This window comes from Streptomyces sp. ISL-98, assembly GCF_018614055.1.
GTDB lineage: Bacteria > Actinomycetota > Actinomycetes > Streptomycetales > Streptomycetaceae > Streptomyces > Streptomyces spiramyceticus.
Genome location: NZ_JAGGPB010000056.1, coordinates 41,728 through 67,565 on the forward strand (window position 1 = coordinate 41,728; position 25,838 = coordinate 67,565).

Annotated in this window: 18 protein-coding genes; 10 read left to right on the plus strand and 8 right to left on the minus strand. The window is 69.9% G+C overall.

The features are described from left to right. Window positions 1–31 precede the first annotated feature (31 nt). Entirely contained in the window at window positions 32–223 is a 192-nt protein-coding gene (locus tag J7I98_RS31885; protein ID WP_214928532.1) for an antitoxin, read from the plus strand. A gap of 15 nt (window positions 224–238) precedes the next feature. Here the strand turns inward: J7I98_RS31885 and J7I98_RS31890 are convergent, their stop codons facing one another. Then, window positions 239–970 (minus strand): class I SAM-dependent methyltransferase, encoded by a 732-nt coding sequence (locus tag J7I98_RS31890; RefSeq protein WP_214928533.1) that lies wholly within the window; start codon window positions 968–970, stop codon window positions 239–241. A gap of 34 nt (window positions 971–1,004) precedes the next feature. Here J7I98_RS31890 and J7I98_RS31895 point away from each other — a divergent pair, with 34 nt between their 5' ends. Further along, window positions 1,005–1,328: a putative quinol monooxygenase gene (locus tag J7I98_RS31895; RefSeq protein WP_214928534.1), complete on the plus strand. Its 324-nt coding sequence runs from the start codon at window positions 1,005–1,007 to the stop codon at window positions 1,326–1,328. Window positions 1,329–1,365: 37 nt separating this feature from the next. On the opposite strand, the gene J7I98_RS31900 is transcribed toward J7I98_RS31895, so the two are convergent. Continuing rightward, complete coding sequence (locus J7I98_RS31900; protein WP_214928535.1) at window positions 1,366–2,100, minus strand: TetR/AcrR family transcriptional regulator; 735 nt, start codon at window positions 2,098–2,100, stop codon at window positions 1,366–1,368. A 145-nt stretch (window positions 2,101–2,245) separates the two neighbouring features. On the opposite strand from J7I98_RS31900, the gene galE reads away from it, so the two are divergent. From galE to J7I98_RS31915, 3 genes are all read left to right on the plus strand, one after another. Further along, a complete protein-coding gene (gene galE / locus J7I98_RS31905) occupies window positions 2,246–3,364 on the plus strand; it encodes a UDP-glucose 4-epimerase GalE (RefSeq protein WP_214928536.1) in 1,119 nt (372 codons plus the stop codon). Between the two features lie 158 nt (window positions 3,365–3,522). Further along, window positions 3,523–8,007 carry an aminotransferase class I/II-fold pyridoxal phosphate-dependent enzyme gene (locus J7I98_RS31910; RefSeq protein WP_214928537.1) on the plus strand — a complete coding sequence of 1,495 codons (4,485 nt, stop codon included), beginning with the start codon at window positions 3,523–3,525 and terminating at the stop codon, window positions 8,005–8,007. A gap of 7 nt (window positions 8,008–8,014) precedes the next feature. Further along, the gene (locus J7I98_RS31915; RefSeq protein WP_251021511.1) at window positions 8,015–8,857 is read left to right on the plus strand and encodes a class I SAM-dependent methyltransferase; all 843 of its coding nucleotides are present in this window, start codon (window positions 8,015–8,017) and stop codon (window positions 8,855–8,857) included. Here the strand turns inward: J7I98_RS31915 and J7I98_RS31920 are convergent. From J7I98_RS31920 to J7I98_RS31940, 5 genes are all read right to left on the minus strand, one after another. Further along, window positions 8,793–10,592, minus strand: coding sequence for a glycoside hydrolase family 15 protein (locus J7I98_RS31920; RefSeq protein ID WP_214928538.1), 1,800 nt, complete (start codon window positions 10,590–10,592; stop codon window positions 8,793–8,795). The genes J7I98_RS31915 and J7I98_RS31920 overlap by 65 nt on opposite strands. 77 nt (window positions 10,593–10,669) lie before the next feature. Further along, window positions 10,670–13,552 (minus strand): NHLP bacteriocin export ABC transporter permease/ATPase subunit, encoded by a 2,883-nt coding sequence (locus tag J7I98_RS31925; RefSeq protein ID WP_214928571.1) that lies wholly within the window; start codon window positions 13,550–13,552, stop codon window positions 10,670–10,672. Window positions 13,553–13,616: 64 nt separating this feature from the next. Then, window positions 13,617–15,908, minus strand: coding sequence for an NHLP family bacteriocin export ABC transporter peptidase/permease/ATPase subunit (locus J7I98_RS31930; RefSeq protein ID WP_214928539.1), 2,292 nt, complete (start codon window positions 15,906–15,908; stop codon window positions 13,617–13,619). Then, complete coding sequence (locus tag J7I98_RS31935) at window positions 15,905–16,711, minus strand: HlyD family efflux transporter periplasmic adaptor subunit (protein ID WP_214928540.1); 807 nt, start codon at window positions 16,709–16,711, stop codon at window positions 15,905–15,907. Before J7I98_RS31935 ends, J7I98_RS31930 begins: the two co-directional genes overlap by 4 nt. A 228-nt stretch (window positions 16,712–16,939) precedes the next feature. Then, window positions 16,940–17,164 (minus strand): type A2 lantipeptide, encoded by a 225-nt coding sequence (locus J7I98_RS31940; RefSeq protein WP_214928541.1) that lies wholly within the window; start codon window positions 17,162–17,164, stop codon window positions 16,940–16,942. Window positions 17,165–17,896: 732 nt separating this feature from the next. Here J7I98_RS31940 and J7I98_RS31945 point away from each other — a divergent pair. The 4 genes from J7I98_RS31945 (at window position 17,897) to J7I98_RS31960 (ending at window position 23,097) form a co-directional block, all read left to right on the plus strand. After that, on the plus strand, window positions 17,897–18,391 hold the full coding sequence (locus tag J7I98_RS31945) for an SPW repeat protein (protein ID WP_214928542.1): 495 nt from the start codon (window positions 17,897–17,899) through the stop codon (window positions 18,389–18,391). 130 nt (window positions 18,392–18,521) lie between these two features. After that, a complete protein-coding gene (locus tag J7I98_RS31950; protein ID WP_214928543.1) occupies window positions 18,522–20,882 on the plus strand; it encodes an FHA domain-containing protein in 2,361 nt (786 codons plus the stop codon). An 11-nt stretch (window positions 20,883–20,893) separates the two neighbouring features. Further along, on the plus strand, window positions 20,894–22,081 hold the full coding sequence (locus J7I98_RS43060; RefSeq protein ID WP_374225195.1) for a hypothetical protein: 1,188 nt from the start codon (window positions 20,894–20,896) through the stop codon (window positions 22,079–22,081). Further along, entirely contained in the window at window positions 22,081–23,097 is a 1,017-nt protein-coding gene (locus J7I98_RS31960; RefSeq protein ID WP_214928544.1) for a serine/threonine-protein kinase, read from the plus strand. Before J7I98_RS43060 ends, J7I98_RS31960 begins: the two co-directional genes overlap by 1 nt. Before the next feature lie 15 nt (window positions 23,098–23,112). Here the strand turns inward: J7I98_RS31960 and J7I98_RS31965 are convergent, their stop codons facing one another. Further along, window positions 23,113–24,396 carry a streptophobe family protein gene (locus tag J7I98_RS31965; RefSeq protein ID WP_214928545.1) on the minus strand — a complete coding sequence of 428 codons (1,284 nt, stop codon included), beginning with the start codon at window positions 24,394–24,396 and terminating at the stop codon, window positions 23,113–23,115. A 144-nt stretch (window positions 24,397–24,540) separates the two neighbouring features. Between J7I98_RS31965 and J7I98_RS31970 the strand changes: the two genes are divergently transcribed. Further along, window positions 24,541–25,836, plus strand: a complete 1,296-nt coding sequence (locus J7I98_RS31970; RefSeq protein WP_214928546.1) for a DUF6777 domain-containing protein — start codon at window positions 24,541–24,543, stop codon at window positions 25,834–25,836. Window positions 25,837–25,838: the final 2 nt, after the last annotated feature.

The window sequence follows — 25,838 nt, forward strand, 5'->3', positions numbered from 1 at the left end:
GGCGGGGGCGACCCGACCAGGAGGATGACCCATGTCCATGAAGGACAAGATCAAGAACATGCTCAAGGGCCACGAGAGCCAGGCCGACAAGGGCGTCGAGAGGGCGGGCGACACTGTCGACGACAGGACCCAGGGCAAACACCGCGGCCAGGTCGACACCGGCCAGGAAAAGCTCAGGGAGCAGTACGGTACGGACGAGCAGGACCGGCCGCCCCAGCCCTGACCCGGGGCATGCAGGTCACTCCGCCCGCCGGGCCACGATCAGCCGCCAGTTGGGGCTGCCGTCGGCCCGGCGGCCGAATTTCTCCAGCGGATGAAGCTCCACCGTGAAGCCTGCCCGCTGCAGGTCGTCCCGTACGCCCTGCAGCGGGAAGGTCCGGTAGTACATGACGAATTGCGGCCGCCAGAGCACATTGCGTACGCGCATCACCCAGTCGAAGCCGAGCAGCGACCAGTACAGCGGTGAGCTGAAGCGCTGCGGAGCGCCGATGGGGAAGGCGAACACACCGCCCGGCCGCAGTGCGCGGTGAACCCCGGCGAACAGACCGGGCCTCTCGGACGGCAGGAAGTGGCCGAACGCCCCGAAACTCACCGCGAGATCGAAGTCCTGCCTGAACGGCAGGGCGCGGACATCGGCCCGTACCCACTCCACCGTCGCCGACTCCTCCGCCCCTGCCGCGGCCTCCCGTGCGGCGGCCAGCATCCCGGCGCTGAAGTCGACCCCGGTGACCCGCTCCCGGCACAGCGGCCGCAATGCGCGAAGTCCCGCGCCGGTGCCGCAGCAGATGTCGAGGCCCACGTCGAACGGGCCGAGCGGGCTCAGGGTGTCGGCGACCGCGTCCAGGAAGCGGTCGGGGGTGCGGAAGGGGGTGTGGTCGAACTTCGGGGCGAGCAGGTCGTAGCCGCGCTCGATCGACGAGAGCGCCTGCACGGTCAGTTCGCGGAAGGTCGGTCCCTGAGAGGTGAACACGGCACCAGCGTAGTCAGAGTGCACAATGGGGACCATGATCTTTATTGTCGTGAAGTTTCCGGTGAAGCCCGAGTACGCCGAAGAGTGGCCGCAGCACGTCGAGGCCTTCACCCACGCGACCAGGAGCGAGCCCGGCAACCTGTGGTTCGAGTGGTCGCGCAGCATCGAGGACCCGAACACCTATGTGCTGGTCGAGGCGTTCAAGGACGACGCGGCGGCCGCGCATGTGAACTCCGAGCATTTCAAGGCGGCGTTGGAGACGATGCGCCCGCTGGTCCGCCGTACGCCCGACATCGTGAGCACGAGCATCGAAGGCGCGGACGGGTGGAGCGCGATGGGTGAGCTCAGGATCGACTAGGGCTCAGGATCGACCGAGCCTCAGGACCGATCAGGGCTCAGGATCGACCGGGGAATGCGTCGAGCAAGGCGTCGAGCCCGGCGGCCAGTTGTTCCGGGCCGCCGCGCTCGGCGAGGGCGATGGCGGTCGCTCTCAGCCGGGGCAGTTCCTGCGCGGGCATACGGTGCAGGCCGAGCCGGAAGGCCGGATCCGGTTCGTCGGGCTCGTCGTCCATGGCCCGCAGCTCGACCAGGAGGTACCCGAGCAGCCACGCGGTGAACGCCCGGTGGGCCGCCACGGCCTCGCGCTCGCCCAGTCCGGCGTCGTGCAGCAGGACCAGGACGCGCTCGTCGCTGCGGAGTACGGCCAGGGGGCGGCGGGCCAGGGGCGTGGACAGCAGGCGGGTGGCGAGCAGGGGCACCGCATTGGGGTGGCGCATCGCGACCCGGTAGGTGGCGAGCGCGATGTGGTGCAGCGCCTGCCGCCAGTCCACCGCCTCCGCCCCCTGATGCGGCTCCGGCTCGGCCGCCAGTACCTTCTCCAGCTCCTGGCAGAGCGCCTCGACCAGCCCGTCCAGCAGCGCGTCCTTGCTGGGGGCGTACCGGTACAGGGCCATGGCCTCCACCCCGAGCTCAGCGCCCAGCTTGCGCATACTGAGGCCGGACAGCCCGTCGCGGTCGACGACTTCCAGGGCCATGGCCAGCACGCGTTCCCTGCTCAGTCGCCCGTAGCGGCCCCGGTCGCTGGCGCGTCGTCCGGCACCTTCCGCCGCTTCCTCCGGTTGTCCTGACATGGTGGTGGCCTCCGCGCCGCTCTCCCGCACATCGTCGCCCCTTGACCCCCTTGACGCCAAGGAACAACAGGTGCAAAGTCGTACATATCTGGCGTAAATATACGGCGTCAGCGTACAGCGTTTTCTTACTCAGGAGCGTCAGGCCATGACGCACAGCGAGCCGGACCACCAGCGCGGCCTCGCAGGCGGCGCGCGGCCCGCTTCGCCCCCGTCGACGGTCCTCGTCACCGGCGGGGCCGGCTTCATCGGCAGTCACACCTGCGTCGAGCTGCTGGACCACGGCTACGAACTGATCGCGGTCGACAACTACTCCAACAGCACGCCCCAGGTCTTCTCCCGTGTGGAACGGATCGCCGACCGCTTCGTCGGTGCCGTGTACGAGCTGGACATCCGTGATCGACACGCCCTTTCGGCCGTTTTCGACCGCCACTCCGTGGACGCCGTCGTGCATTTTGCCGCGCACAAGGCCGTGGGTGAGTCGACACGGATGCCTGTCGAGTATTACGACACCAACGTCGGCGGCACGACCGCCCTGCTGCGCACGATGCGCGAACACGGGGTGCACCAGCTCGTGTTCTCCTCGTCCAGCTCGGTCTACGGCGACGCCGGGCACGGGTCACTGAGCGAAGACACCCCCGCCCGGCCCACCAGTCCGTACGCGGCCTCCAAGTGGCTCTGCGAACGGATCCTGGACGACGTGTGCCGCCGGCTCCCGGAGTTCACCGTGCTCTGCCTGCGGTACTTCAACCCCGTCGGCGCGCACCCCAGCGGACTGCTCGGGGAGGCCCCCGTCGGAGTCCCCGAGAATCTGATGCCGTACGTCGCCCAGGTGGCCATCGGCCTGCGTGAACGGCTCCACGTGTTCGGAGACGACTACGCCACCGTCGACGGAACCGGGATCCGCGACTACATCCACGTCATGGACACCGCCGAGGCCCACCGTGTCGCCCTGGACCACCTCGCCGACGCACCGGGCATGCATGTGTACAACCTCGGTGTCGGACGGGGCCGGTCGGTCCTGGAAGTCGTCGAGGCGTTCGGTGAGGTGAGCGGCAGCCCGATCCCGTACCAGATCGTGGGCCGCCGCCCGGGCGACGTGGCCGAACTCGTCGCCGACGCGACAGCGGCGGCGCGTGACTGGGGCTGGCAGGCGACCCGGGACCTGATCGACATGTGCCGGGACGCCTGGCGCTTTCAGCAGCTCAACCCCCATGGCTACGCGGGTTCTGCCGGAGGCCGGAACGCGATGAGCGGCCCGGGCTGAACTGCACTCGCCGAGCACCGGGCGGCGAGATGCAGCGCACCCCCCGCTGTGCCTACGATCGAAGGAGCGGGATCGGAAATCCAGGCCAACGCGTTGTCAGCGGGCCGGTGTCCGGCAACGCAGGGAGGCGCTTGCCTGTGCTTCGGGCACATCGGCTGATGGCCGCCTACATCATCCTCGTTGCGTGCGCCACAAGCCTTTACATGACGTTCCCGGGCGCCCGCACGTCGCTGTGGGCTCTCATCGGAGTCGGCGGTGCCGCGGCCCTTCTCACGGGTGTTCAGCTCAACCGGCCCGCGCACCGCTGGCCCTGGTGGGTGCTCGCGGCGGCACTGCTCGCGTTCGCCGCGGGCGACACCTACTACAACGTGCTCGAAGAGTATTTCCACGAGTCCAATCCGTTCCCCTCCCCCGCTGACGCCCTCTATCTCACGACGTACCCGCTGTTCGCCGCAGGCCTGCTCGGGCTGGTCCGGTACCGCTGGGTGGGCCGTGACCTGCCGAGTCTGCTGGACGCACTGATCTTCACCGGCGGGCTCGCGCTGCCGGTATGGGTCTATCTGGTCCAGCCGCTCACCCAGATCGAGGGCCTGACCTGGGAGCAGCGGGCCATCAGCATCGCCTACCCGCTCGGCGACGTGCTGGTGCTTGCGCTGCTGGTCCGGCTGATCACCCCGGGCACTTTGTCGGGCCCCAACCGGGCCCTCCAGCTACTCGTCCTCGGCACGATCACCCTGCTCGGCTTCGACATCGCCTACGGGATTCTCCAGCTGAACGGGACATGGCAGGCCGGCACGCTGCTGGACACCGGCTGGATCGTCTTCTACACGGCGTGGGGGCTGGCCGGCCTGCATCCGTCGATGGCGGCGCTGACCGCGCGCACCCATCAGACCCAGTCCCTGATCCCGCAACCCCACAGGCTCGTGCTCCTCGCCGCGGCCACACTGATCGCGCCCGCGATCCTGCTCCACGAGGCGGTCCGGGGCAACGTCGGTGACGCCGCCGTGATCGCCGCCTTCTCCGGGGCCTTGTTCCTGCTGGTGATGCTGCGTCTCGCGGGCATGATGGTGGCGCAGCGCAAAGCCGTGGCGCGCGAGCAGGCGCTGCGTACGGCGGCCGCCTCGCTGGTCGCGGCGATCAGACCGCAGGAGATCGAGCGGTCCTGCGACGCGGCCGTCAGCGCACTGTTCGGGCCGAAGGTCCGGCACGGAACCATGCTGCTGTCGGCCGCGCGTGCCGAGGACCTGTACGCCGTACGGTCACCGCCCTCGGCCGCCATCGGCGACCGGCGCGTCGCCGACGCCGAGGGCGGGACACCGCCGGGCGGGGACACCGCCTCGGCCCTGCGCCGTACGAACCTGGTGCCCGTCGCCGAACTCGGCCCCGGTGTCGCCGCCGAATTCGGGGACCTGCCGAGCGCTCTCGTGTGCCCGATGATCCAGCCCGATCGCCCGGCCGGCGGCGAGATGCCCGGTGTACTGCTTGCGGCGGGCCCCGAGAAGCAGCTCGACGAGACGCGGGGCTCGCTGGAGATCCTGGCCTCGCACGCCGGACTGGCGATGGAGCGCGTGGCGCTGCGCCAGGAGATCTCGCGGCGGGAGAGCCAGGCGTACTTCCGCACGCTGGTGGGCAACGCCTCGGACGTCATCCTCATCGTCGAGGACGACAACACCGTCCGGTACGCGAGTCCGTCGGCGGAGGCTGTGTTCGGCAGCGTCCGGCTGAGCGGTGCCGAGCTTCCGGAACTGGTGGACCTACGGGACCGCGACCGGGCCACCCGGATGCTCACGGCCGTGCGGGAGGGCGAGCAGCAGGACCCCCACGACCACTGGTGGGTGCCGCGGGACAACGGCCGCATCGAAGTGGAGGTGCGGTGCAGCGATCTGCGGCAGGACCGGACCGTCCGCGGTCTTGTCGTCACCCTGCGGGACGTGACCGAGCAGCGTCGGCTGGAGCACGAACTCACCCAGCGGGCCTTTCACGACTCGCTCACCGGTCTGCCGAACCGGACGCTGCTGCTGGAGCGGATCGAGCGTGCGCTGCTGCGCGGGCGCCGCGAGTCGACGGTCACGTGTGTGCTGTTCATCGACCTGGACGACTTCAAGGTCGTCAACGACACGATGGGGCACACGGTCGGCGACCAGCTCCTTGCCGCCGTGGGCGGCCGGCTGTCGGGAGCGCTGCGCCGCAGCGACACGGCAGCACGCCTCGGCGGTGACGAGTTCGCGGTGCTGATGGAGGATGCGAAGGCGCCGATCGATGCCGAGATCCTGGCGGCGCAGGTCGTACAGACCCTGAACCGGCCTTTCCGGCTCCCCGACGGTGCCGTGAGCGTGTCGGCCAGTGTGGGCGTCGCCACGGCCATGGACAGCAGCGACACCGGGGAACTCCTGCGCCACGCCGATCTCGCGCTCTACGCGGCCAAGTCCGCCGGGAAGCACCAGTGGCGCCGCTTCCAGCCGAGGCTGCATGCCCGCATGGTGGAGCGGCACGACCTCCTGGCGAGCCTGGACAAGGCAATCGCCGATGAGGAGTTCACCCTGCGCTACCAGCCCGTCGTGGACATCGCGGCAGGTGATGTCGTCGGCTTCGAGGCACTGACCCGCTGGCCGCACGCGCAGCGCGGCCTGGTCCCGCCGGATCAGTTCATCGCGCTGGCCGAGGAGACCGGTCACATCACACCACTGGGGGCCTGGGTCCTGGGGAACGCCACCGCGGACATCGCCGGGTTGCAGCGGGCGACGCCGCGGTCGACGCCGCCGTACGTCAGCGTCAACGTGTCGGCCCGGCAGTTCCAGGACACAGGCTTCCTGGACAAGGTGAGCAGAGCACTCGAAGCGTCCGGACTCGCCCCCGGCTGCCTGCAGCTGGAGCTCACCGAATCGGTGCTGATGCGACGGGACGGGCAGATCCAGGGTGTCATGCACTCGCTCAAGGACGTCGGTGTGCGCATAGCCGTGGACGACTTCGGTACCGGATTCTCCTCGCTGGGCTATCTCCGGGAGTTCCCGATCGACGTCCTGAAGATCGACAAGACGTTCATCGACGACATCGCGCTCGACACCCAGCAGGTCGCGCTCGTCGAGGGCATCGTCCGTATCGCCGACACGCTCGGCCTTCAGGTCATCGCCGAGGGAATCGAGGACTCCGCGCAACGAGATCTCCTGGCCGGTATGGGCTGCCGGTTCGGACAGGGTTATCTCTTCGCACGTCCGATGACCGTGGAGCAGGGCGAATTCCTGCTGCGCCACCGCGACGGAGCCTGGCTGTCCCCGTCCGCGCAGGACAGCGGTGCGCCGACGCAGGCACGTGCAGGCATCGGGCCCGAGGGGGGAGCCGGGGGATCCAGGGCGGCCATCAAGGGCCGGGCCATCGCGCCAAAGGAGAACGTCATGCGCGAAGCCGCTACCCCACCCCTAGAAGTGCGGCACGATCAGCGCTGGGGTGACCTAGAACATCTGCGGCGTACGAGCCCCATGAGCGACGCAGTCCTCGACGAAGTACGGGGCCGGCACATCCGCAGCGGAGACCACTGGCTGATCGACTTCGCCTCGTGCAACTACCTGGGCTTCGACTGCGATCCGGAGATCATCGACGCGATCGAGCCGGCCGTACGGAAGTGGGGAACGCATCCCAGCTGGTCGAGGCTGCTGGGCAGCCCGCGGCTCTACCCGGAGATCGAGGAGAGACTCGCCGCTCTGCTCGGAGCGCCGGACACCCTGCTCCTGCCGACGGCCACCCTGATCCACGCCTCGGTGATCCCCGTCCTCACGGGCAAGGGGCACGTGTTCGTGGAGGCCGCCGCACACCGGACCGTGTACGACGGATGTGTCTCGGCCCGAGGGCAGGGCGCGACGATGCAGCGGTTCCGCGCCGACCGGCCGGAGCAGCTCGACTCGATGCTGCGCGCCGTGCCGCCCGGTTCGGTGCGGCTGGTCTGCCTGGACGGCGTCAACAGCATGACCGGAAACATCCCGGACCTGCCCGAACTGGCCGGAATCTGCCGGGACCGCAACGCGACGCTGTACATCGACGACACGCACGGCTTCGGCGTCATCGGGGAACGCAGGGCGGACGAGCTGTGCCCGTACGGCTGCCGTGGCAACAGCGTCGTACGGCATACGGGCGAGACGTACGACGACATCGTGCTGGTCGGCGGCTTCTCCAAGGCGTACTCGTCGCTGCTGGCCTTCCTCGCGCTGCCGACCTGGCTCAAGGACCATCTGAAGGTGGCAGCGGCCCCCTATCTGTATTCCGGGCCGTCGCCGACGGCTTCTCTCGCCACGACGCTGGCGGGCCTGGAGGTCAACGACCGGCGCGGTGACCCGATCCGCGCCGATCTGTACCGCAAGACCGTCCGGCTCCTCGACCACGTCCACGGCCTCGGCCTCGACACGCTCAATACCGACCGGCTGCCGATCGTGGAGATTCCGCTTCAGGACGCGTCGGACCTCAGCGCGGTCGCCGGATTCCTGTGGGACCACGGCATCTACGTGACGCTGGCTGCCTATCCGCTCGTCCCGCACGACCGTGTCGGCTTCCGCATTCAGATCACGGCCCTGAACTCCGACGAGGACATCGACCAGCTCAACGACACACTGACGCGGCTCTCCGAGCGCTTCGCCCTGCGGCCGGGGCGCTGAGCGCGCCATGCGTGGGACCGACCCCGTGCGTCCGCCGACCCACAACTCTCCGCCGGCCCGCAGTGGTCCGCCGACCCACAACGACGATGTGGACTGGGACAGCTGGCCCGTTGAGGACTATCTCGCCGAGAACTACCGGCAGCTGCACCCGTCGGACGCGGCGGTCATCACGCACCACTCCGCCTTCTACCGCCGGTTCGCGCCGGGGAGTGTCGCCCGCTCGCTCGAATTCGGGGCCGGGCCCAACCTCTACCCGCTCATGCTGGCCGCCGCGGCGAGCCGCCGTATCGATGCCGTCGAGGCCGGCGCCTCGTGCGTGGCCTATCTGATGCGGCAGCGCGACCGGGGGCCCGACGAGAGCTGGCAGCCGTTCTACGCGCTGTGCCGACGGCTGAATCCGGATCTGCCCGAGACCCTGCGGGAGGCACTGGCGCCGGTGCAGGTCATCCACGGCGACATCCGGGCCCTCACACCCGGCACCTACGGCAGCGCGTCGATGAACTTCGTCGCCGAGGGCGTCACCGAGGATTTCGCGGAGTTCACGGAGTTCTGCCACCGCTTCGTCCGCTCCGTGGAACCCGGCGGGCACCTGGTCGCGGCCTTCATGGAGAACATGCCCACGTACCGCATCGGTCCCGCTTCCCGGTGGCCGGGCTGCCCGGTGAACCCGGAGGTCGTCACGGAGGTGTTCGCACCGATCACGGAGCGGCTCGCGGTTACCCGGATCGACGCCGACCCGACGCTGCCCGACTACGGCGACTCCGGCATGGTGCTCCTGACGGCGGTCAGGCGCCGCGGTGGGGCGCCCTCTGCAGGGCGAACGCCGTTTCCACCAGAGCGATATGGCTGAATGCCTGCGGAGCGTTTCCCAGCTGACGGTGGCTGCCCGGATCCCACTGCTCGGAGAGCAGACCCACGTCGTTGCGGACACCGAGGACTCGTTCGAAGGTCTCCCCCGCCCGGTCCAGGTCGCCGATCGCGGCCAGGGCGTCGGCGTACCAGAGCGAGCACGCCACGAACGTGGCCTCGGAGCCGTGCATCCCGTCCACGCTGTGCACCCCGTGGCCGTTGTGCTCGTACCGCCGGACGAATCCGGCGTGATCCAGCGCCCGCATCGCCCGGACCGTGCCGCACACCCTTGCGTCGTCAGCCGCCAGGAAGCCGAGTTTGGGAATCAGCAGGGCTGACGCGTCCAGGGCGGACGAGCCGTAGGACTGCACGAACGACCGCTGCTTCTCGTCCCAGCCCTCCCGGCACACCTCCTGGTGCACTTCGTCGCGCATGGCCCGCCACGCGGCCGACGATCCGTTCCTGCCGAGGATGTCTCCCATGCGCAGGGCCCGGTCGGCGGCCACCCACGACATGACCTTGGAGTGGACGAAATGCCGCCGCTGTCCACGGACTTCCCACAGTCCCTGGTCCGGGTCGCGCCAGTGTTCCTGGAGGTAGCGCATCAGGGCCTTCACCAGGGTCCACATGTGCGGCTGCATGGGTATACCGGCCTGCAAGGACCAATAGAGCGTGTCCAGCACTTCGCCGTACACATCCAGCTGGAACTGGTCCACGGCGGCATTTCCGAACCGGACCGGCTGCGACCCCTCGTATCCGGTCAGCCAGGGCGCCTCCGTCTCCGGCAGCCGCCGCTGTCCCCCGATGCCGTACATGGTCTGCAGATCGGCGGGTTCACCCGCGATGGCGCGCAGCAGCCAGTCAAGCCATGCCGTCGCCTCGTCGCGGTATCCGCTGCGCAGCAGGCAGGAAAGGGTGAGGGTGGAATCGCGGAGCCAGCAGAACCGGTAGTCCCAGTTGCGTTCGCCGCCGATGCATTCGGGGAGCGAAGTGGTGGGCGCTGCGACGATGCCGCCCGTGGGTGCGTAGGTGAGCGCCTTCAGTGTGATCAGCGAGCGGACTACGGCTTCTCGCCACGGCCCTTGGTAGCGGCACTGTCCGGTCCACTTCCGCCAGAAATCGCTGGTCTCCTTGAGTGCCGTTTCCGAAGGGAGACAGAGCGGCGCGGGCAGAGCGGGCAGATGTGAGGGTGCCCATACGAGCATCAGCGTCAGCCGTCGGCCCGCCTCGATCGTGAAGTCGAGGACCGCGGTGGCCTCACGGCCCAGCCTGTGCAGCGGGCCGTCGCTGCTCACCCACACGGAGTCCGGCCCGGCGACCGCGACAGTGCATTGGTCGGTGACCCGCACCCACGGCACGATGCGGCCCTGATGGAAGCGCAGTCTCATTTCGCTGCGCATGGGGACAGAGCCGGATATGCCTTCCACCATCCGCACTACGCAGGGCAGGTTGCCGCGCAGCGGCATGAAATCGGTGACACGTACCGCACCGGATTCGGTCTCCCAGACGGAATCGAGTACGAGCGTGTCCTCGCGGTACGCCCGGTGTGTGCACGGGCCTCCGCCGACGGGAGAAACACGCCAGAATCCGTTGTCTCCCGAACCGATCAATGAGGCAAAGCATGCGGGGGAATCGAAGCGCGGCAGGCACAGCCAATCCATCGACCCGTCCCTGCCGAGCATGGCAGCTGTTTCCAGGTCGCTGATGAGGGCGTAATCCTCGATTTGTTTGCTCATGATCGGATTACGCCGTCGTGCTCAATTGCCGCTGCTCACATTTTACGCCAGAAGCCGCATCCGGGGCCGTGCAATGTTCACGCCATTTGGCGCCGCACCAGTTCGTGCAGCCGCCCGCCCGCATCGGCGAGCAGATCGGCCGGCGGCCCCTGTTCGACGACCCGGCCCTCCGACATGACGATCACGCGGTCGGCGTCCATGACCGTGGACAGCCGGTGGGCGATCACGACACGGCTGGCGCTCAGCCTGCGGGTGCTCTCGGTCACGATGCGCTGGGTCTCGTTGTCCAGCGCGCTGGTGGCCTCGTCGAAGAACAGGATGCGCGGGCGGCGGACGAGCGCCTGGGCGATCATCAGGCGCTGCCGCTGGCCGCCGGAGATCGCGCCACCGCCGGAGATCATGGTGTGCAGCCCCATCGGCATGCGCTTGATGTCCTCGGCGAGGCCCGCCATCTCGGCCGCCTCCCAGGCCTCCTCCTGGGAGAAGGCCTCGGCGCCGCAGATGCAGTCCAGGATCGATCCGGTGAGCGGCTGTGCGTTCTGCAGTACGACGCCGCACTGGCGGCGCACTGCCGCCTGGTCGAGTGCGGCCAGGTCCTGGCCGTCGTACAGCACGCTGCCGGAGACCGGTTTGTCGAATCCGATGAGCAGCCGGAGAAGGGTCGACTTGCCGCAGCCGCTGGGGCCGACGATGGCCACGAACTCGCCCGGCCGGACCTGGAGCGACACGTCGTCGAGGACCAGCGGGCCGTCGTCGGTGTAGCGGAAGGAGAGCTTCTTGGCCTCGATGCCACCGGACAGGGCGCCGGGCTGGGCGCTGGAGCCGCGGACCTCGGGTGCCTCGTCCAGGACCGGCTTGATCTGCTCGAACATGGGCAGCACGGCGGCGGCCGACACGAGCAGGCCGGTGAGCTGGGTGACCGAGGTCAGCAGCATGGTCACGGCGGTGCTGAAGGTCAGGAATTCGCCGGCCGTCATGCTGCCGCGGGCCGGGCCCGCCAGCAGCATGAACATGGTGAGCGAACACAGCGGCAGATAGACCGCGTCGAAGACCGTGGTGAGGTTCCTGATGCGGCCGGCCCGCTGCTGCAGCTCGCGCGAGCGGGCGAACTCGCGGGCCCAGGCGGCGTACGCGAAACTCTCCGCAGCGGCGACACGCAGTTTGGGCAGCCCGCGCAGGGTCTGGAACGCCTGGTTGTTGAGCTTGTTGCCCAGCTCGACCAGCTTTCGCTGCCACCTCAGCTGCCACAGGCCCATCCCCAGGAACACGGCGCCGATGACGAGCAGCATGCCGATGGCCGCCAGCGCCAGCGGCACGCTGTACCAGAGCAGCAGGAAGAGGTTCATCGCGCCGACCGTCGTCGCCTGTACGGCCACGGGTCCGAGGCCGGACAGCACCCGGCGGATGGCGCTGATGCCCATGGCCGCACTGGCCAGTTCTCCGGTGGACCGCTCGGTGAAGAACTTCGTCGGCAGCCGCAGCAGCCGGTCCCACACGGCGGGCTGAAGTGTGCTTTCGATGCGGCCTTCCATCCGGAGGATGGTGAGGTTCTGGAGCAGCATGAACGCGGCGGTGACGATGCTGGTGACCATGACGGCCAGGGAGACCTGGACGATGAGGCTGGTCTCGGCGTTCGGTACGTAGACACCGAGCACCTGCCCGGTCGCGATCGGCACCAGACCGCCCAGGCCGACGGTCACCAGCCCGCTGAGGAGCAGGTTCCGGATGTCCGGCCGGGTGTCGCGCAGGCTGAAGCGCATCAGCCGCCACGGGGTCATCGGCCGTTCCGGCAGCGGGCGGTAGAACATGACCGCGCGCGGCTCGAATTCGTCGGCATTGTCGCTGCCGACGCGTATCCGCGAGCCGGTGGCCGGGTTCACCGCCTCGTATCGCCCGCGGCGCCAGAGCAGTGCGACGGGGGCTCCCGACTTGGCCCGGTGGCCCACCAGGGGGCCGGTGTTCGCCCGCCACCAGCGCCCGTCGAGCCGTACTGCACGGGTACGGATGCGGGAGCCGACGGCGATGCGTTCGACGGGCGTGATGCGGTCGTTGACCGCGTCGCCCCTGGAGGATTCGGAGAGCGTGATTCCGGCCGCCTCGGCGACCCGGCGGCAGACGGCGAACGTCGCGTCGTCGGTGGCACTGTCGACGCCGGCGGCGCTGCGCCCGGACCGGTCCGGCTTGCCGATGGAGGTCAGCAGCGCCTCGTCCGCACGGGCGCGGACGGCGGCGCCCGCCTTGATGCCTGCCGCCGTCCGGTCCTCGTGGGCGCGCTCCATCTGCTCGATCCAGCGGTCCACCGCGGACAGCAGCCGGTACTGCTGGTTCACCATCTGCTGCCACAAGGCGCCGTCGACCAGCAGGTCGCTCGCAGCCTCCGCGCTGAACGAGGCGCCGTACTGGACGCTGCCGGGAGGAACGGGCATCCACAGGACGTCGTCGTCCGCCACGGCCTCGTCGGCCACCGCGCGCCCGCCGTCCATGGGTGCCTCGAACAACACCCCGAGGCTGCGTCCGATGCCGAGCGCGAAGGCATGCTCCAGCGGCGTGGGGGCGATGCCGCCCTGGGTGTCGTACTGGCCGCCGTACGGATCCCCGTACTGGCCGCCGTAGGTGTCGCCGTACTGGCCGCCGTACGGATCGCCGTACTGGTACTCCGGCTGGTACAGCTCTCGCAGCGCGATCCGGTGCAGCACGCAGTCCTGCGACGGCCTGCCGAGCAGCGTGTGATGGGGGCCCTCGACCGGCCCGAGGAGCAGCGCCCCCGCTTCGAGGCGGCCCAGGAAGTGCCAGTGCCCCTGCTGGGCGGCGTCGACCGCGAACAGGTCCAGCGCCCCGCCCACGACGAGCCACAGCACCTGCGGCCCCTCCAGCGGAACGCTGCGCAGGCCGGTGCAGTCGAGGGACGCTCCGAGGCCGCCCAGCGCGTGGACCACCGCGTCGGTCTCGCCGGGGCCCACGACCCCGGACGGGTATGCGGACGACTGGGCGGACGAGTAGGCAGAGGGGTATGCGGACGACACGTCAGTGCTCCTTGACCAGCTCGGCGTACGGGCCCCCGGCAGCGACCAGGTCTTCGTGACGCCCGCGTTCGACGACCGAGCCGTGGTCGAGGACCACGATCTCGTCGCTGTCGCGCACTGTGCTCAGCCGGTGGGCGATCACGACGCACGCACAGCCGCGCCGCCGCAGATTGTCGATGATGACGCGCTCGGTCTCCGCGTCCAGGGCGCTCGTCACCTCGTCGAGCACCAGGATGCTCGGCCGGCGGACCAGGGCGCGGGCGATTTCGAGCCGCTGGCGCTGCCCGCCGGAGAAGTTGCGGCCGTCCTGCTCGACCCTGCTGTGGATGCCCTCGGGGCGCCGCGCGATCACCTCGTAGAGGGCGGCGTCCTGGAGGGCGGCGACGACGGCCTCGTCCGGTATCGACGGGTCCCACAGCGCCACGTTGTCCCTGACCGTGCCCTCGAAGAGGAAGATGTCCTGGTCGACGAAGGAGACGGAGGCGGCCAGCGCGCTGCGGGAGATGTCCTCCAGGCGCTGCCCGTCGATACGGATCGTCCCCTCCCAGGGGGTGTAGAGGCCGGAGATGAGCCGGGACACGGTGGATTTTCCGCTGCCGGATCCGCCGACGAGCGCGACCTGCCGGCCGGGGCCGACCTCCAGTGAGAAGCCGCTGAGCAGCGGCTTGTCGAGGGGGCTGTACCCGAAGGTGATGTTGTCGAGCGTCACGTTGCCCTTGAGCCTGCGCGTGCTCGCGTCGGGCTCGCGTCGCGAGTACATGGGGTCGACCGGGAAGCTCTCGACGTCCTTCAGCCGGGCCACGTCCGCGGCGAAGTCCTGGATCCTGCCCGCCACTCCGTTCAGCCGGGTGATGGGCGCGGTGAAGCGCGCCACGAGTGCCTGGAAGGCGACGAGGAGGCCGATCGAGATGTGGCCCTCGACCGCCCGCATGCCGCCGATCCACAGGATCAGGGCGCTGTTGAGCGTCGCGAGGGTGGGCGCGACGACGGCCAGGGCGGCGCTCGGTACGCCGAGGCGCTGCTGCACGTCGAGTGTGGTCGCGTGCTGGCCGGCCCAGCGGCGGAAGTAGCCGTTCTCGCCGCCGGTGGCCTTCATGGTCTCGATGAGCTGGAGGCCGGTGTACGAGGTGTTGGTCAGCCGGGCGCTGTCCGCGCGCAGCTTCTGGGTGTTGGTGGCCCGCAGCCGGATCACGATCCGCATGGCGACGATGTTGAGCAGCGCGATCAGCACACCGACGACCGTCAGCTGAGGGTCGTACGTCCACAGCAGGACGGCGTACAGAATCACCACGACGCCGTCCACGCCCGCGGCGGCGAGGTCGCGTGCCAGTGTCTCGGCCACCGCATCGTTGGACTGGAGCCGCTGCACGAGATCGGCCGGACTGCGCTGGGCGAAGAAGGTGACCGGGAGCCTCAGCAGGTGGCGCAGGAAGCGGGCGCTGCTGAGGGTGGACGAGATGATGCGGCCGCGCAGCAGATTCGCCTGTTGCAGACCGGTCAGTACGGCGGTGAGCACCACCATCGCGGCCATCGACGCGAAGAGCGGCCCCAGCAGTGACGTCTGATTGCCGATCAGGAACATGTCGATGTACGTACGGCTCAGCGCGGGCACAGCGGCGCCGACGGCGACGAGCAGCAGGCTGGAGAGCAGCGCGGCCAGCAGGGTGCCGGTGGTGCCGCGCATCCTGGCGGGGACCGCGCTCATCACTCCCGGCTTACGGCCGCCCTTGCGGAAGGTGTCGGCGGGCTCGAAGACGAGGGCGACACCGGTGAAGCTGGTGTCGAAGTCCTCCGTCGCGACGAAACGGCGGCCCTTGTCGGGGTCGTTGATGTGCACGCCGCGGCGGCCGAACCTGCGTCCCATGCCGTCGTAGACGACGTAGTGGTTGAACTCCCAGAAGAGAATGGCGGGCGCCTGGACCTCGGCCAGTGCCTCCGATTCCATCTGCATGCCCTTGGCCTGCAGACCGTAACTGCGCGCCGCTTTCAGCACGTTGCTGGCACGCGAGCCGTCGCGGGACACGCCGCACGCGATGCGCAGCTCCTCAAGGGGCACATGGCGCCCGTAGTGGGCGAGCACCATCGCCAACGCCGCAGCGCCGCACTCGACGGCCTCCATCTGGAGAACGGTGGGGGTGCGCACCGCCTTCCGCTTCTTGGGCTTCGGGGCGGGGGCGCGGCGGCGCGTGCCGCGCTGAGGGGCGGGCGCGGCGCTGTCCGGGCGGTGCCGGCGGCGGCCGGACGGCGGCAGTTGCTGCTGCGGCTGTTGTTGCTGGTGCTGTTGCGCGGTCATGGAAGCAGCCAATCGATCGGATGCTGCTCGGCCAGGCGGATGGCGCCGGTGGCCAGGGTCATGGAGTCGACCGCGTACGGCGGTCCGCCCGAGGAGGACCAGACGTAACCGGACTTGGTGGCCGACGACCGCTCCAGCCGCACGAGGACCGGCACGGGCTGTCCCTGCTGCGAGAACTGCTCGCCCAGCTGACTGCTGCCGAGGAATCCGCTGATCCGCTGGCGGGTCTGGGCGGTTCGGCCGACCGCCTTCACCCGGCCGCGCAGTACGCCGTACTGCTGTGTCGCCACCGATTGCACGGTGAGATCCACGGACGCGCCGACGGGCACGGTCGATCCGCTGTCGGCGGGCACGTACAGCACGGCCATCAGGGGGTCGTCCGCGTTGTCGATCCGCTCCACCGCGGCCACATCCGCCCCGGTGGTGACCACGGAGCCGATCGTCGCGACCAGTGTCGTCACGCGGCCTGCTGCGATGGTGCGTACGACGGTGCTGCCTTGCGCGGTACGGACCTTCAGCAGCGGGGCGTTGGCCCGAACCCTCTCGCCTTCATCGGCGAGTACGTCGGTGACCTGGCCCGCGACGGGGCTCTGGAGGACGTAACTGCCCTGGGCATGGGTGAGGATGCCGGGTGCGCCGAGTGTGGACGACACGGTTCCGGTCACTGCCCAGACGGACGCGGCGATCATGACGGCGACCGTGACGGTCAGGACCAGCCAGCCCTGCGGCCGGGCGAAACGCACCGGCAGATCGATCTCTTCGGGCGATTGCAGCTTGGAAAGGGCCTGTTGGCGGAACTGCACGACACTCTTCCCTCAACTGCAATGGGCTGTCCGGGTTCTCCGGGACCTCGGGGACCGCCGGGATCTCCGGATCGACGCCGCTCGCGTGGCGGCGCGGGCGGCGGCGGCCGTACGCCCCGGATCCTGGCTGGATCCGGGGCGTACGGTCCGGCTTGTCGGCAAACGGGGGGATGCCGACATGCCGTAGTCACCGCTGGTGGCTGTGCCGCTCAGCGGCAGACGACCGACTCAGACGCCGGCGACCGTGGCGGTGGCGATGCCCGCGACCGGGGCGGTGTTGAGGCCGGTGACGCCCTCGACGGTGCTGACGGCCGAGGCGGCCAGGGCGCCGGCGCCGGCGATGCCGTCAAGCGCGGAGGTGGAGTTGGCGACAACGCCGCCGAGGAGACCGCCGGACACGTTGTCCAGGTCGTTGTCGGAGATTTCCTGGGTCGCAACCTGGGAGAAGTTCATGATGCGAGTTTCCCTTCGCGTGGATATTTCGAAATAACTGCGTCCGAGCCAGCTGGATAGCCGCAGTGCGAAGGATCAAAGCACGTAAGCGCGTTGGGCAGCCAATCCGACTGCGGCTGATCCGGGCACAACCCGTCAGGTAATTACCCCGGCGTGCACGTCCGTCCATGAATTGGTGGCAGCTTCTTCACGAGATCACCCAACGCGATTGCCGAGCACCGGGCACTCCCCTGACGCCGAATGGGACATTCCCGCTCAGACGGGCTGAGGCGCAGGTCAGAGCAGTTGAAGTATTGGGAGACGGTGTGCCGCCTGCGTATTCGATGTGCAGATTCGCTGGCGTAACACGGCAATTACTGAACCACTTGACCCCCGTGAAGGAAAAAACATCGCCGCCTGGGTCATCAGCGACATGGGTAGGAAACCGGTCATGAGCGGCAGTCAGCCGCCAACGAGGGCCATAAGGGGCGCACACGCCAGGCGTACGCACGCCCGGAAGGCCTGCGAACTGTTCGCGCGGGGCCACCCGGCGCATCCCCCGGACGCTCGCCAGGTACCACCGGGAGGGCACCGCGACGCCCCCTTACGACGGGGTGGCCGCATGTGCGCCACGATCAACGACCCGGACCGGCTGCCGAGGGGCTGCTGACCAGCCATTGACCGGAATGGGCGGTTGGGCGTACACATATGACGTAAAAGGCAGATAAAGGCTTCTATCGGAGGCATCCTGTCATGACCACTCACCCCACCCCCAGCATTGAGCAGCACCCAGACCTGGCCGAAATGCGCTCGCGGTTCGAGCGGGCGACCAGCACTCCCCGCGCCCAGGCGATCGAGTCGCTGGCCCTGCTCACGGGTCTGTACCTCGCGGTCTCGCCGTGGATCGTCGGGTTCGACGGCCTCACCACCCTGGCCGTGTGCAACCTGGTCACCGGTATCGCGTACGCCCTGTGCATGGGCGGGTTCGGCTCGGCATACGAGCGGACCCACGCCATGGCCTGGGCCGCCTGCGCCATCGGCGCATGGACGATCGTCGCCCCGTGGGTCGTGGCAGGCAGCGTCGACACCACCAGCACCATCGTCAGCAACGTCATCGTCGGTGCCGTGGCACTGCTCCTCGGCCTGGCCATGACGGCGGTAAACAGCAGGTTGACCGATCGGACGCGCACGGGAGCACGCCTGCGCGGCCGCGGCCGCCGGTCCCCGGACGTCGAAGCCATGAGCTGACAGTCCCAGCTCCGGGCCCCGGCCGGAACACGGCCGGGGCCCGGACACGGTCGGAGCGGGCCGGACACGGCCGGACACGGGCCGGAGTCCCGCCCAGGCGCATATAGCCACCAATCGATAGAATTCGAGCATGGGAGAGCGGCCTGTCGCGCCGGCTCCGCCCGAACTCGTACTCGAAACCGATACGGGCTCCACGGTGATGAGTCCGAGCCGGGATTATCACGTCGGGCGCGACCCTCTGAGTGACATCGTCATCGACGACGCCCGGGTTTCCTGGCACCACGCGGTGCTCCGGCCCGAGGCCGACCACTGGACGCTCGAAGACGAGCAGAGTACGAACGGCACCTACGCCGACGGCAGACGTATCCAGGAGTGGGGTGTCGGCCCCGGCAGCGTCATCCGGTTCGGCAGCGCCGCGGACGGGCCGCGCGCCGTGCTCGTGGGACATGACGAGCCGCCGCCCGCGCCCACCAGGGCACCGGAGCGCCCGTCCGGTGTCTCCATGCCGTCCGCGACCGGCACCTTCCGGCAGCCGACCACCGTACGGCCGCTGCCCGCCCGGACCGTACGCATCGGCCGCGGGGCCGACAACGACCTGGTCATCGACGACCTGGTCGTCTCACGCCGGCACGCCGAGCTACGGGCGCTTCCGGACGGTACGTACGAGATCGTCGACCTCGGCAGTCACAACGGCACCTTCCTCAACGGCCAGCCGATCACGAGCGCCCGCGTCACCCCCGGCGACATCGTCGGCATCGGCCACTCCGCGTTCTGCCTGGTCGGCGACACGCTGCAGGAGTACGTCGACACCGGCGAGATCTCGCTCGACGTCCAGGGTCTGGCGGTCACGGTGGACAAGGGCCGCAAGACCCTCCTCGACCACGTCTCCTTCCCCGTCGGCGAGAAAAGCCTGCTCGCCGTGGTGGGACCCAGCGGCGCGGGCAAGTCCACGCTCCTCAACGCGCTGACCGGTCTGCGCCCCGCCGACCAGGGCACGGTCCTCTACGACGGCCGTGACCTCTACCGCGACTACGCGGAGCTGCGCCAGCGCATCGGCCTCGTACCGCAGGACGACATCCTGCACTCCCAGCTGACCGTGCGCCGCGCCCTCGGATACGCCGCCGAACTGCGCTTCCCCCAGGACACCGCGAAAGCCGAACGGCAGGCCAGGGTCACCGAGGTCATCCGCGAGCTCGGTCTCGAACAGCGGGCCGGCCAGCCGATCCACAGCCTCTCGGGCGGCCAGCGCAAGCGGGTCAGCGTGGCCCTGGAACTGATGACGAAGCCGTCGCTCCTCTTCCTCGACGAACCGACCTCCGGACTCGACCCCGGCATGGACCGCTCCGTCATGCACATGCTCCGCGGCCTCGCCGACGACGGGCGTACGGTCATCGTGGTCACGCACAGTGTGCTCAGCCTGGACGTGTGCGACCGGCTGCTGATGCTCGCCCCCGGCGGCCGCATCGCCTACTACGGCCCGCCTGAGGACGCTCTCGCCTTCTTCGGCTTCGAGCAGTGGCCCGAGGCGTTCGAGGCCTTCGAGAACGACCAGGAGCGGGACTGGGCGGGCCTCTATCACGGGTCCCCCTTCCACCAGCAGTACATCGCGAACTCCACGGCCCAGCCGCGCCTGTCCCAGGCCTCGGCGCCCGAGACCGTACCGCCCCCGCCGAAGACCCGGAGCTGGGGGGCGCAGCTGAGGACGCTGGTGCGGCGGTACGCGGCCGCGCTGAGCGCCGACCGGACCTTCCTGGCCGTCATGATCGCGCTGCCGTTCGTCATGGGCGGGATGACCCGTGCGCTGGCCGGCGGCGAGCTGGACAAGGACTCCGCGATGAGCGCCCTGCTCGTCCTGTGTGTGGGCGGGGTGTTCACGGGGGCCGCCAACGCGGTGCGCGAACTGGTCAAGGAACGGGTGATCTACCAGCGGGAACGCGCCGTCGGGCTGTCCAGATCGGCGTACCTGATGTCCAAGGTCGTGGTGCTGGGCACCGTCACGGTGCTCCAGGCCGTCGTACTGACCCTGGTCGGCCTGATCGGCGTGGATCTGAACGCCCCGGGCGACGAAGGAGTGCTCCTGCCGCCACTGATCGAAATCACTGTGGCCGTGGCGCTGTTGGCGTTCACGGCGATGATGCTCGGCCTCCTCGTGTCCGCACTGGTGCGCAAGGAGGAGGTCACCATGCCGCTCCTTGTCCTCATCGCGATCGCGCAGGTCGTGTTCTGCGGGGCGCTGCTCAAGGTGCACGGGGTGATCGGTCTGGAGCAGCTGGCCTGGCTGATGCCGGCCCGGTGGGCGCTGGGTGGGATGGCGGGGACCATCGACCTCGCCCGTATCGTCCCCGGCGACCTGTCGTCGGATCCCCTCTTCGAGCACTCCGCATCGGTGTGGCTGCTCAACATGGGCATGCTGGTCGCCCTCTCGGTCGTCTTCGGCTACGCCGTCGCGAAGCTGCTGCGCAGGCATGAGCCCGCCATCATGCGGAAGTAGGAGCGGAATCCATGGCCACGCCGGACTTCCCGGACTTCCGCCCGACACATGTCGTCCCCCAGGCCGGGATGCCCGCCTGGGAGTCGCCGGACGTCTCCCGCCCCACCGAACCGCTCGACCCGCTGCTGCCCGTCCAGCTGATCGGCCGGCGCGGTGACTGGGGCGAGATCCTGTGCGCCAACGGCTGGTCGGCATGGGTCGACGCCCGCCTGCTCGTCTCCGTACCGCAGGGCCCACCGGGCGCCCATCAGCCACTCGCCCGCACGGCCGACCCGCGGCCACTGCTGGCCCGGGTCGAGGAGTCCCTGAGCCAGTACCGCCGTGCGGCGGAGGACCTGGCGAGCGGACGCACCGACGGCGAGAGCTTCCACCGCCGCACGCTGGGGCTGCGGGTGGGGGTGGTCGTCGACGGCGAATCGGTGTGGCTGTACGAAGCGGAGCACGAGCGGTGGGTGTACTGCGACGGTACGCGGCTCAGCACATACGCAGCGTCGTCGGGCCCGGGCGAGGACACCCCACCGCCCAACGGCGGCCCGCCCGCTCCGGATCGGGCGCGGTCGGTGCCCCCGGAACCGACTCAGGTCGTCGCGGAAGAACCCGCGCGGACGACGGGCAGCCCGGAGCCGCCCCGGATGGCAGCAGCGCCGGAACCGACCCAGGTGGTCGCAGCAGAACAACCCGAAGCCGACACACCGCAACCGGCACAGACAGCACCACCGGAGCCGACACAAGTCGTCGCAGCGGAACCCCCCGGAACGGAGTCAGCAGAACCGGACCGCGCGGCAGGGCAGGAACCGACACCGCCCGTCGCCGCCCCAGCCCCCGCAACGGCCGCCCCAGAACCTGCACACGCACCGGACCCCGAACCGACCCAGGTCGGCGCCGACACCTACACCCCCCGACCGGACTCACCGGAATCAGCTCACGCAGCCGAACCACAACCCACGCAAATCGTCGCCACCGACGCGGACGGAACGAACGAACCGGGCCCCGGCCACCCACCAGCGCCGGATCCCGAGGCGGTCGCAGCCGAGCCCGCTGAAGACGACGTAACCGCCGCCGAGCCGACTCAAGTCGTCGACCCCGCCCGCCTCGCCGGGCGCCGCCCGGGCGACGGCGAGGCTACGCAGGTTGTGCGGCCGGGCGACGGTATCCGTGCCCCCGGGCCCCGCCCCCGCACCCGGCCGGGTGACGGGTGATGGCCCCCGGGCACCGCACGCCGCAGGACACGAGCCTGCCCGTCGGAAGGCCGTCCGACCTGCTCGGGAAGCAGATCGCGAGCTACGTCGTCGAGAGCGAGATCGGCCGCGGCGGCATGGCGGTCGTCTACCGTGCGAAGGATCTGCGCCTTGACCGTACGGTCGCCCTGAAGCTCCTCGCGCCCGAGCTCGCCCGCAACGACACCTTCCGGCAGCGGTTCACCCACGAGTCGCGGGTGGCCGCGGCTATCGACCACCCGCACATCGTGCCGGTGTTCGAGGCCGGAGAGACCGACGGCATTCTCTACATCGCCATGCGGTACGTCGCCGGGCAGGACCTGCGGCACCTGCTCGACCGTCAGGGACCGCTGTCGATCGGGGCCGCGAGCCGTATCGCCGCGCAAGTGGCGTCCGCGCTCGACGCCGCCCACGACCACGACCTGGTGCACCGGGACGTCAAGCCGGGCAACATCCTCATCGCGGCGGGTACGGACAGCGACCACCCCGAGCACGTATATCTCACGGACTTCGGACTGACGAAGAAGTCGCTGTCCCTGACCGGGTTCACCACCGTCGGCCAGTTCGTCGGAACGCTCGACTACGTCGCGCCGGAGCAGATTTCCGGGCGCCCGGTGGACGGCAGGTGCGATGTCTACAGCCTCGCCTGCGTCGTCCACGAGACGATGGCCGGGACCCCGCCCTTCCAACGCGACGACGACATGGCTTTGCTGTGGGCCCATCAGTTCGACCCGCCGACGCCCCTGACGGAGCAGCGCCCCGACCTGCCGGCCGCCGTCGACGACGTCATGGCCAAGGCACTCGCCAAGAGCCCGGACGACCGGTACGACTCCTGCCTGCAATTCGTGACCGCGCTCCGTGCGGCGGCCGCAGGGATCGGTCCCGCACACCATCCGCCGACCCGGGTGGACATGCGGGCCGGTGGGTGGCCCGCGGCCGAACCACCGCCCGCGCCGCCCCATTGGGCCCTGCCGGTCTTCCCCGGCTTCGTACGGTAGGAGGCCGGAGAGGCCTCAGGAGGTCTCCGGCTCGATCTCTCCGCGCCGGTGGACCCGCGAGGCGAGCAGGCTGCCGAGGAAGCCGGCGACCAGCCCCCAGAGGACCGCGATGCCGAGCGCCGTCCACAGGCGCGGCCGCAGCGACACTTCTCCGGCGAGGGCGCCGTCGATGTCTCCGATGCCCAGCAGTGACAGGCCGTAGTGGGCGGACAGCCGGGCGACCAGGCAGATGGTCAGCACGGTGAGGGTGAGCGCCACCGTCATGTGTACGGCGTGCTGCCAGGCACGCATCCGGCGGGGCGAGCGGGCCGCCATCAGGAACGCGGCGGCAAGCAGCAGGACGGCGGCGACAACCACCAGCCACCAGACCCGCCCGTCGTGGTCGGCGAGCGTGCTGACATTGAGGGTGGAGATGTCCGGCGTACGGAGTACGGAGTCGAGCGCCTTCGGCATCGGCAGCCCGAAGGGGCCTTCCACCTTGCCTTCCCAGGAAGCGCCCAGACCCAGCGTCAGGGCCAGCCAGGTGAGGTTCGGCAGCCCGAGGAGGATCACGGCGAACGTCTCGGCGGCGTGGCCGCGCGTCGCCGCGACGACGAGTCCGATGACCAGGCCCAGTACGACGTATGTGAGCAGCAGTACCACCATGGCGAAGGCTGCCGGGCGCACCGATTCCTGGAAGCGCAGCAGTTGGGCGGGGAGCGGGGCCTTGCGTGACACGAGGAGGGCCAGGATGAGGACGCCGGCCAGCCACAGCAGCCCGAAGACGAGGGTGATGGCGATGTCGGCCTCGAAACCGACCTTGGGCGAGGCGTCCAGTACGTCGTCGATGAGGCCGCCGGTCGGGTCCTCGACCGGGATCCTGAAACTGTAGCGGGCCAGGGCCGAAAGGGCGATGAGCACAATCACCCACAGCACCGCCAACCGGGCGGCCCAGCCGAGCAGTTCGCGGGTTCCGGCGACGGCTCGGTGCCGCAGTGGCCGCAGGAAGCCGGCGGCGATCACGAGGGCTCCGGCAAGGGTCACGGAGAGTGGAATGACTGTGAGGTCCGCGCTCGTCTCGGCGATCGCTCCGGCGTCTCCGGAGAATCCGACGGAGCCGCCGGCCGCCATCACGACGACGGCCGCGAGGACGCGCGGGAACGCACCGCCGGGAAGGCCGGTCGCGCCCGCGGCCCACAGGCCGAGTGCGGCGACGACGGCCATGGCCGCCAGCCCGGCGAGCACCGCCACGGCGGCGTCGCCCCAGCCGTGCGTGGCGCGCGTCGTACCGCTCCGGTCGTTGGTTTGCTGCTGGCTCACGCTGCCACGCTAAGCAGGGGTTCGGGCAGTCCGCCCGCTGGGAGGGCCGACCGCGTCCGCTTGCGAGCCGTACGGGTACGAGGCACACAATAAGCACGTCATGCCAGAAATTGGGACTAATTCCTACGTTGGGAAGCAGAGCCCGTGAGTGACCAACAGCCTTCGTCCGGACGCCCCACAGGACCTCCGTCGGGCCCCCTCTCGGGCCCCTCGAAGCCAGGTCCGACGCCCCCGCCCGAGACTCCTTCCGGCCCTGGGGCCGGACCGCCGAGCGGCGGAGGCCCGAGCGGCGGAGGCCCGGGCGGTGGTGGCGCGGGAGGAGGCGGAGGCGCGGGCGGTCCTGGTGGCGGCCCCGGTGAGGGCGCCGGTCGCCCGTGGTGGCGCTCGGTGCCCCGGGTGGCGACGATCGCCACCGCGATCGTGGCGGCAGTGGTCCTGACCATCGTGCTGACTCGCCCGGACGGCGGATCGGGCGAGGACGGCGAAGTCTTCCTGCAGGCAGCGGGCTCGTCCGGGCCGGATCCGTACACGGAATCGACGGCGCGCAAGGCCGACTCCCCCGCGACGTCACCGACCGCGCTGCCGAGCCCGACGGACACCCGGCCCAACGCCACCCGGGGGGTGGACGGATCGGCCCCCGGTCTGTACGGCGGGACCCGCAAGATCTCCAGCTGCGATGTCGAGAAGCAGATCAGCGCGCTGACGGCGGATCCGCCCAAGAACAAGGCGTTCGCGTCCGTACTGAAGATCCAGCCGTCCGGCGTCCCCGAGCACTTGCGGTCACTGACGCCCGTTCAGCTGCGGATGGACACCCGGGTCACCAACCATGGGTACCAGAACGGAGCGCCCACCAGATATCAGGCGGTGCTCCAGGCCGGCACGGCGGTCCTTGTCGACGACCACGGAGTGCCGCGGGTGCGCTGCGCCTGCGGCAACCCGCTGCTTCCGCCGGTCGCCGTGCAGGGCACGCCCCGGCCCAAGGGTGACTCGTGGCCCACGTACCGGCCCTCGAACGTCGTGGCGGTGACGCCCACGGTCCAGGTGGTGAAGGTGTTTGTCATCTTCGACCCGGAGAGCAAGGAGTGGTTCCACCGGGACGCGGGCGACACGGGCCACAAGGACAAGAAGACCTCGCCGCCGGTGACCGAACCGTCGCCCTCCCCGGACGCGTCCCCGCCGTCCCCGGACGAGCTGTCCCCGTCGTCCTGCCCGCCGGAGGCCGGCGAGGGGGAGACCCCCGCGGACAGCCCCTGCCCCCCGGCCTCCAAGTCGCCGTCCCCGAAGACCCCGACCACCTCGAAGCCGCCGACGTCCGAGCCGCCGGCATCCGAGACGGTTCCGGAGCCCCCGGCGCCGGATTCCCCGGTACAGCCGGAGTCGCCGCCCGGCTCACCGGCACCGGCGAACGGCGGGAACTCCGGCTCGCCCGCGTCCCCATGACA

What these genes read in the sequence shown, in the direction of transcription:
- J7I98_RS31950 (WP_214928543.1), top strand. Translation starts at nt 18,522, where the DNA reads ATGGGAGAGCGGCCTGTCGCGCCGGCTCCGCCCGAACTCGTACTCGAA.
- J7I98_RS31940 (WP_214928541.1), bottom strand. Translation starts at nt 17,164, where the DNA reads ATGAACTTCTCCCAGGTTGCGACCCAGGAAATCTCCGACAACGACCTG.
- J7I98_RS31885 (WP_214928532.1), top strand. Translation starts at nt 32, where the DNA reads ATGTCCATGAAGGACAAGATCAAGAACATGCTCAAGGGCCACGAGAGC.
- galE (WP_214928536.1), top strand. Translation starts at nt 2,246, where the DNA reads ATGACGCACAGCGAGCCGGACCACCAGCGCGGCCTCGCAGGCGGCGCG.
- J7I98_RS31895 (WP_214928534.1), top strand. Translation starts at nt 1,005, where the DNA reads ATGATCTTTATTGTCGTGAAGTTTCCGGTGAAGCCCGAGTACGCCGAA.
- J7I98_RS31915 (WP_251021511.1), top strand. Translation starts at nt 8,015, where the DNA reads ATGCGTGGGACCGACCCCGTGCGTCCGCCGACCCACAACTCTCCGCCG.
- J7I98_RS31920 (WP_214928538.1), bottom strand. Translation starts at nt 10,592, where the DNA reads ATGAGCAAACAAATCGAGGATTACGCCCTCATCAGCGACCTGGAAACA.
- J7I98_RS43060 (WP_374225195.1), top strand. Translation starts at nt 20,894, where the DNA reads ATGGCCACGCCGGACTTCCCGGACTTCCGCCCGACACATGTCGTCCCC.
- J7I98_RS31910 (WP_214928537.1), top strand. Translation starts at nt 3,523, where the DNA reads ATGGCCGCCTACATCATCCTCGTTGCGTGCGCCACAAGCCTTTACATG.
- J7I98_RS31945 (WP_214928542.1), top strand. Translation starts at nt 17,897, where the DNA reads ATGACCACTCACCCCACCCCCAGCATTGAGCAGCACCCAGACCTGGCC.
- J7I98_RS31960 (WP_214928544.1), top strand. Translation starts at nt 22,081, where the DNA reads ATGGCCCCCGGGCACCGCACGCCGCAGGACACGAGCCTGCCCGTCGGA.
- J7I98_RS31930 (WP_214928539.1), bottom strand. Translation starts at nt 15,908, where the DNA reads ATGACCGCGCAACAGCACCAGCAACAACAGCCGCAGCAGCAACTGCCG.
- J7I98_RS31900 (WP_214928535.1), bottom strand. Translation starts at nt 2,100, where the DNA reads ATGTCAGGACAACCGGAGGAAGCGGCGGAAGGTGCCGGACGACGCGCC.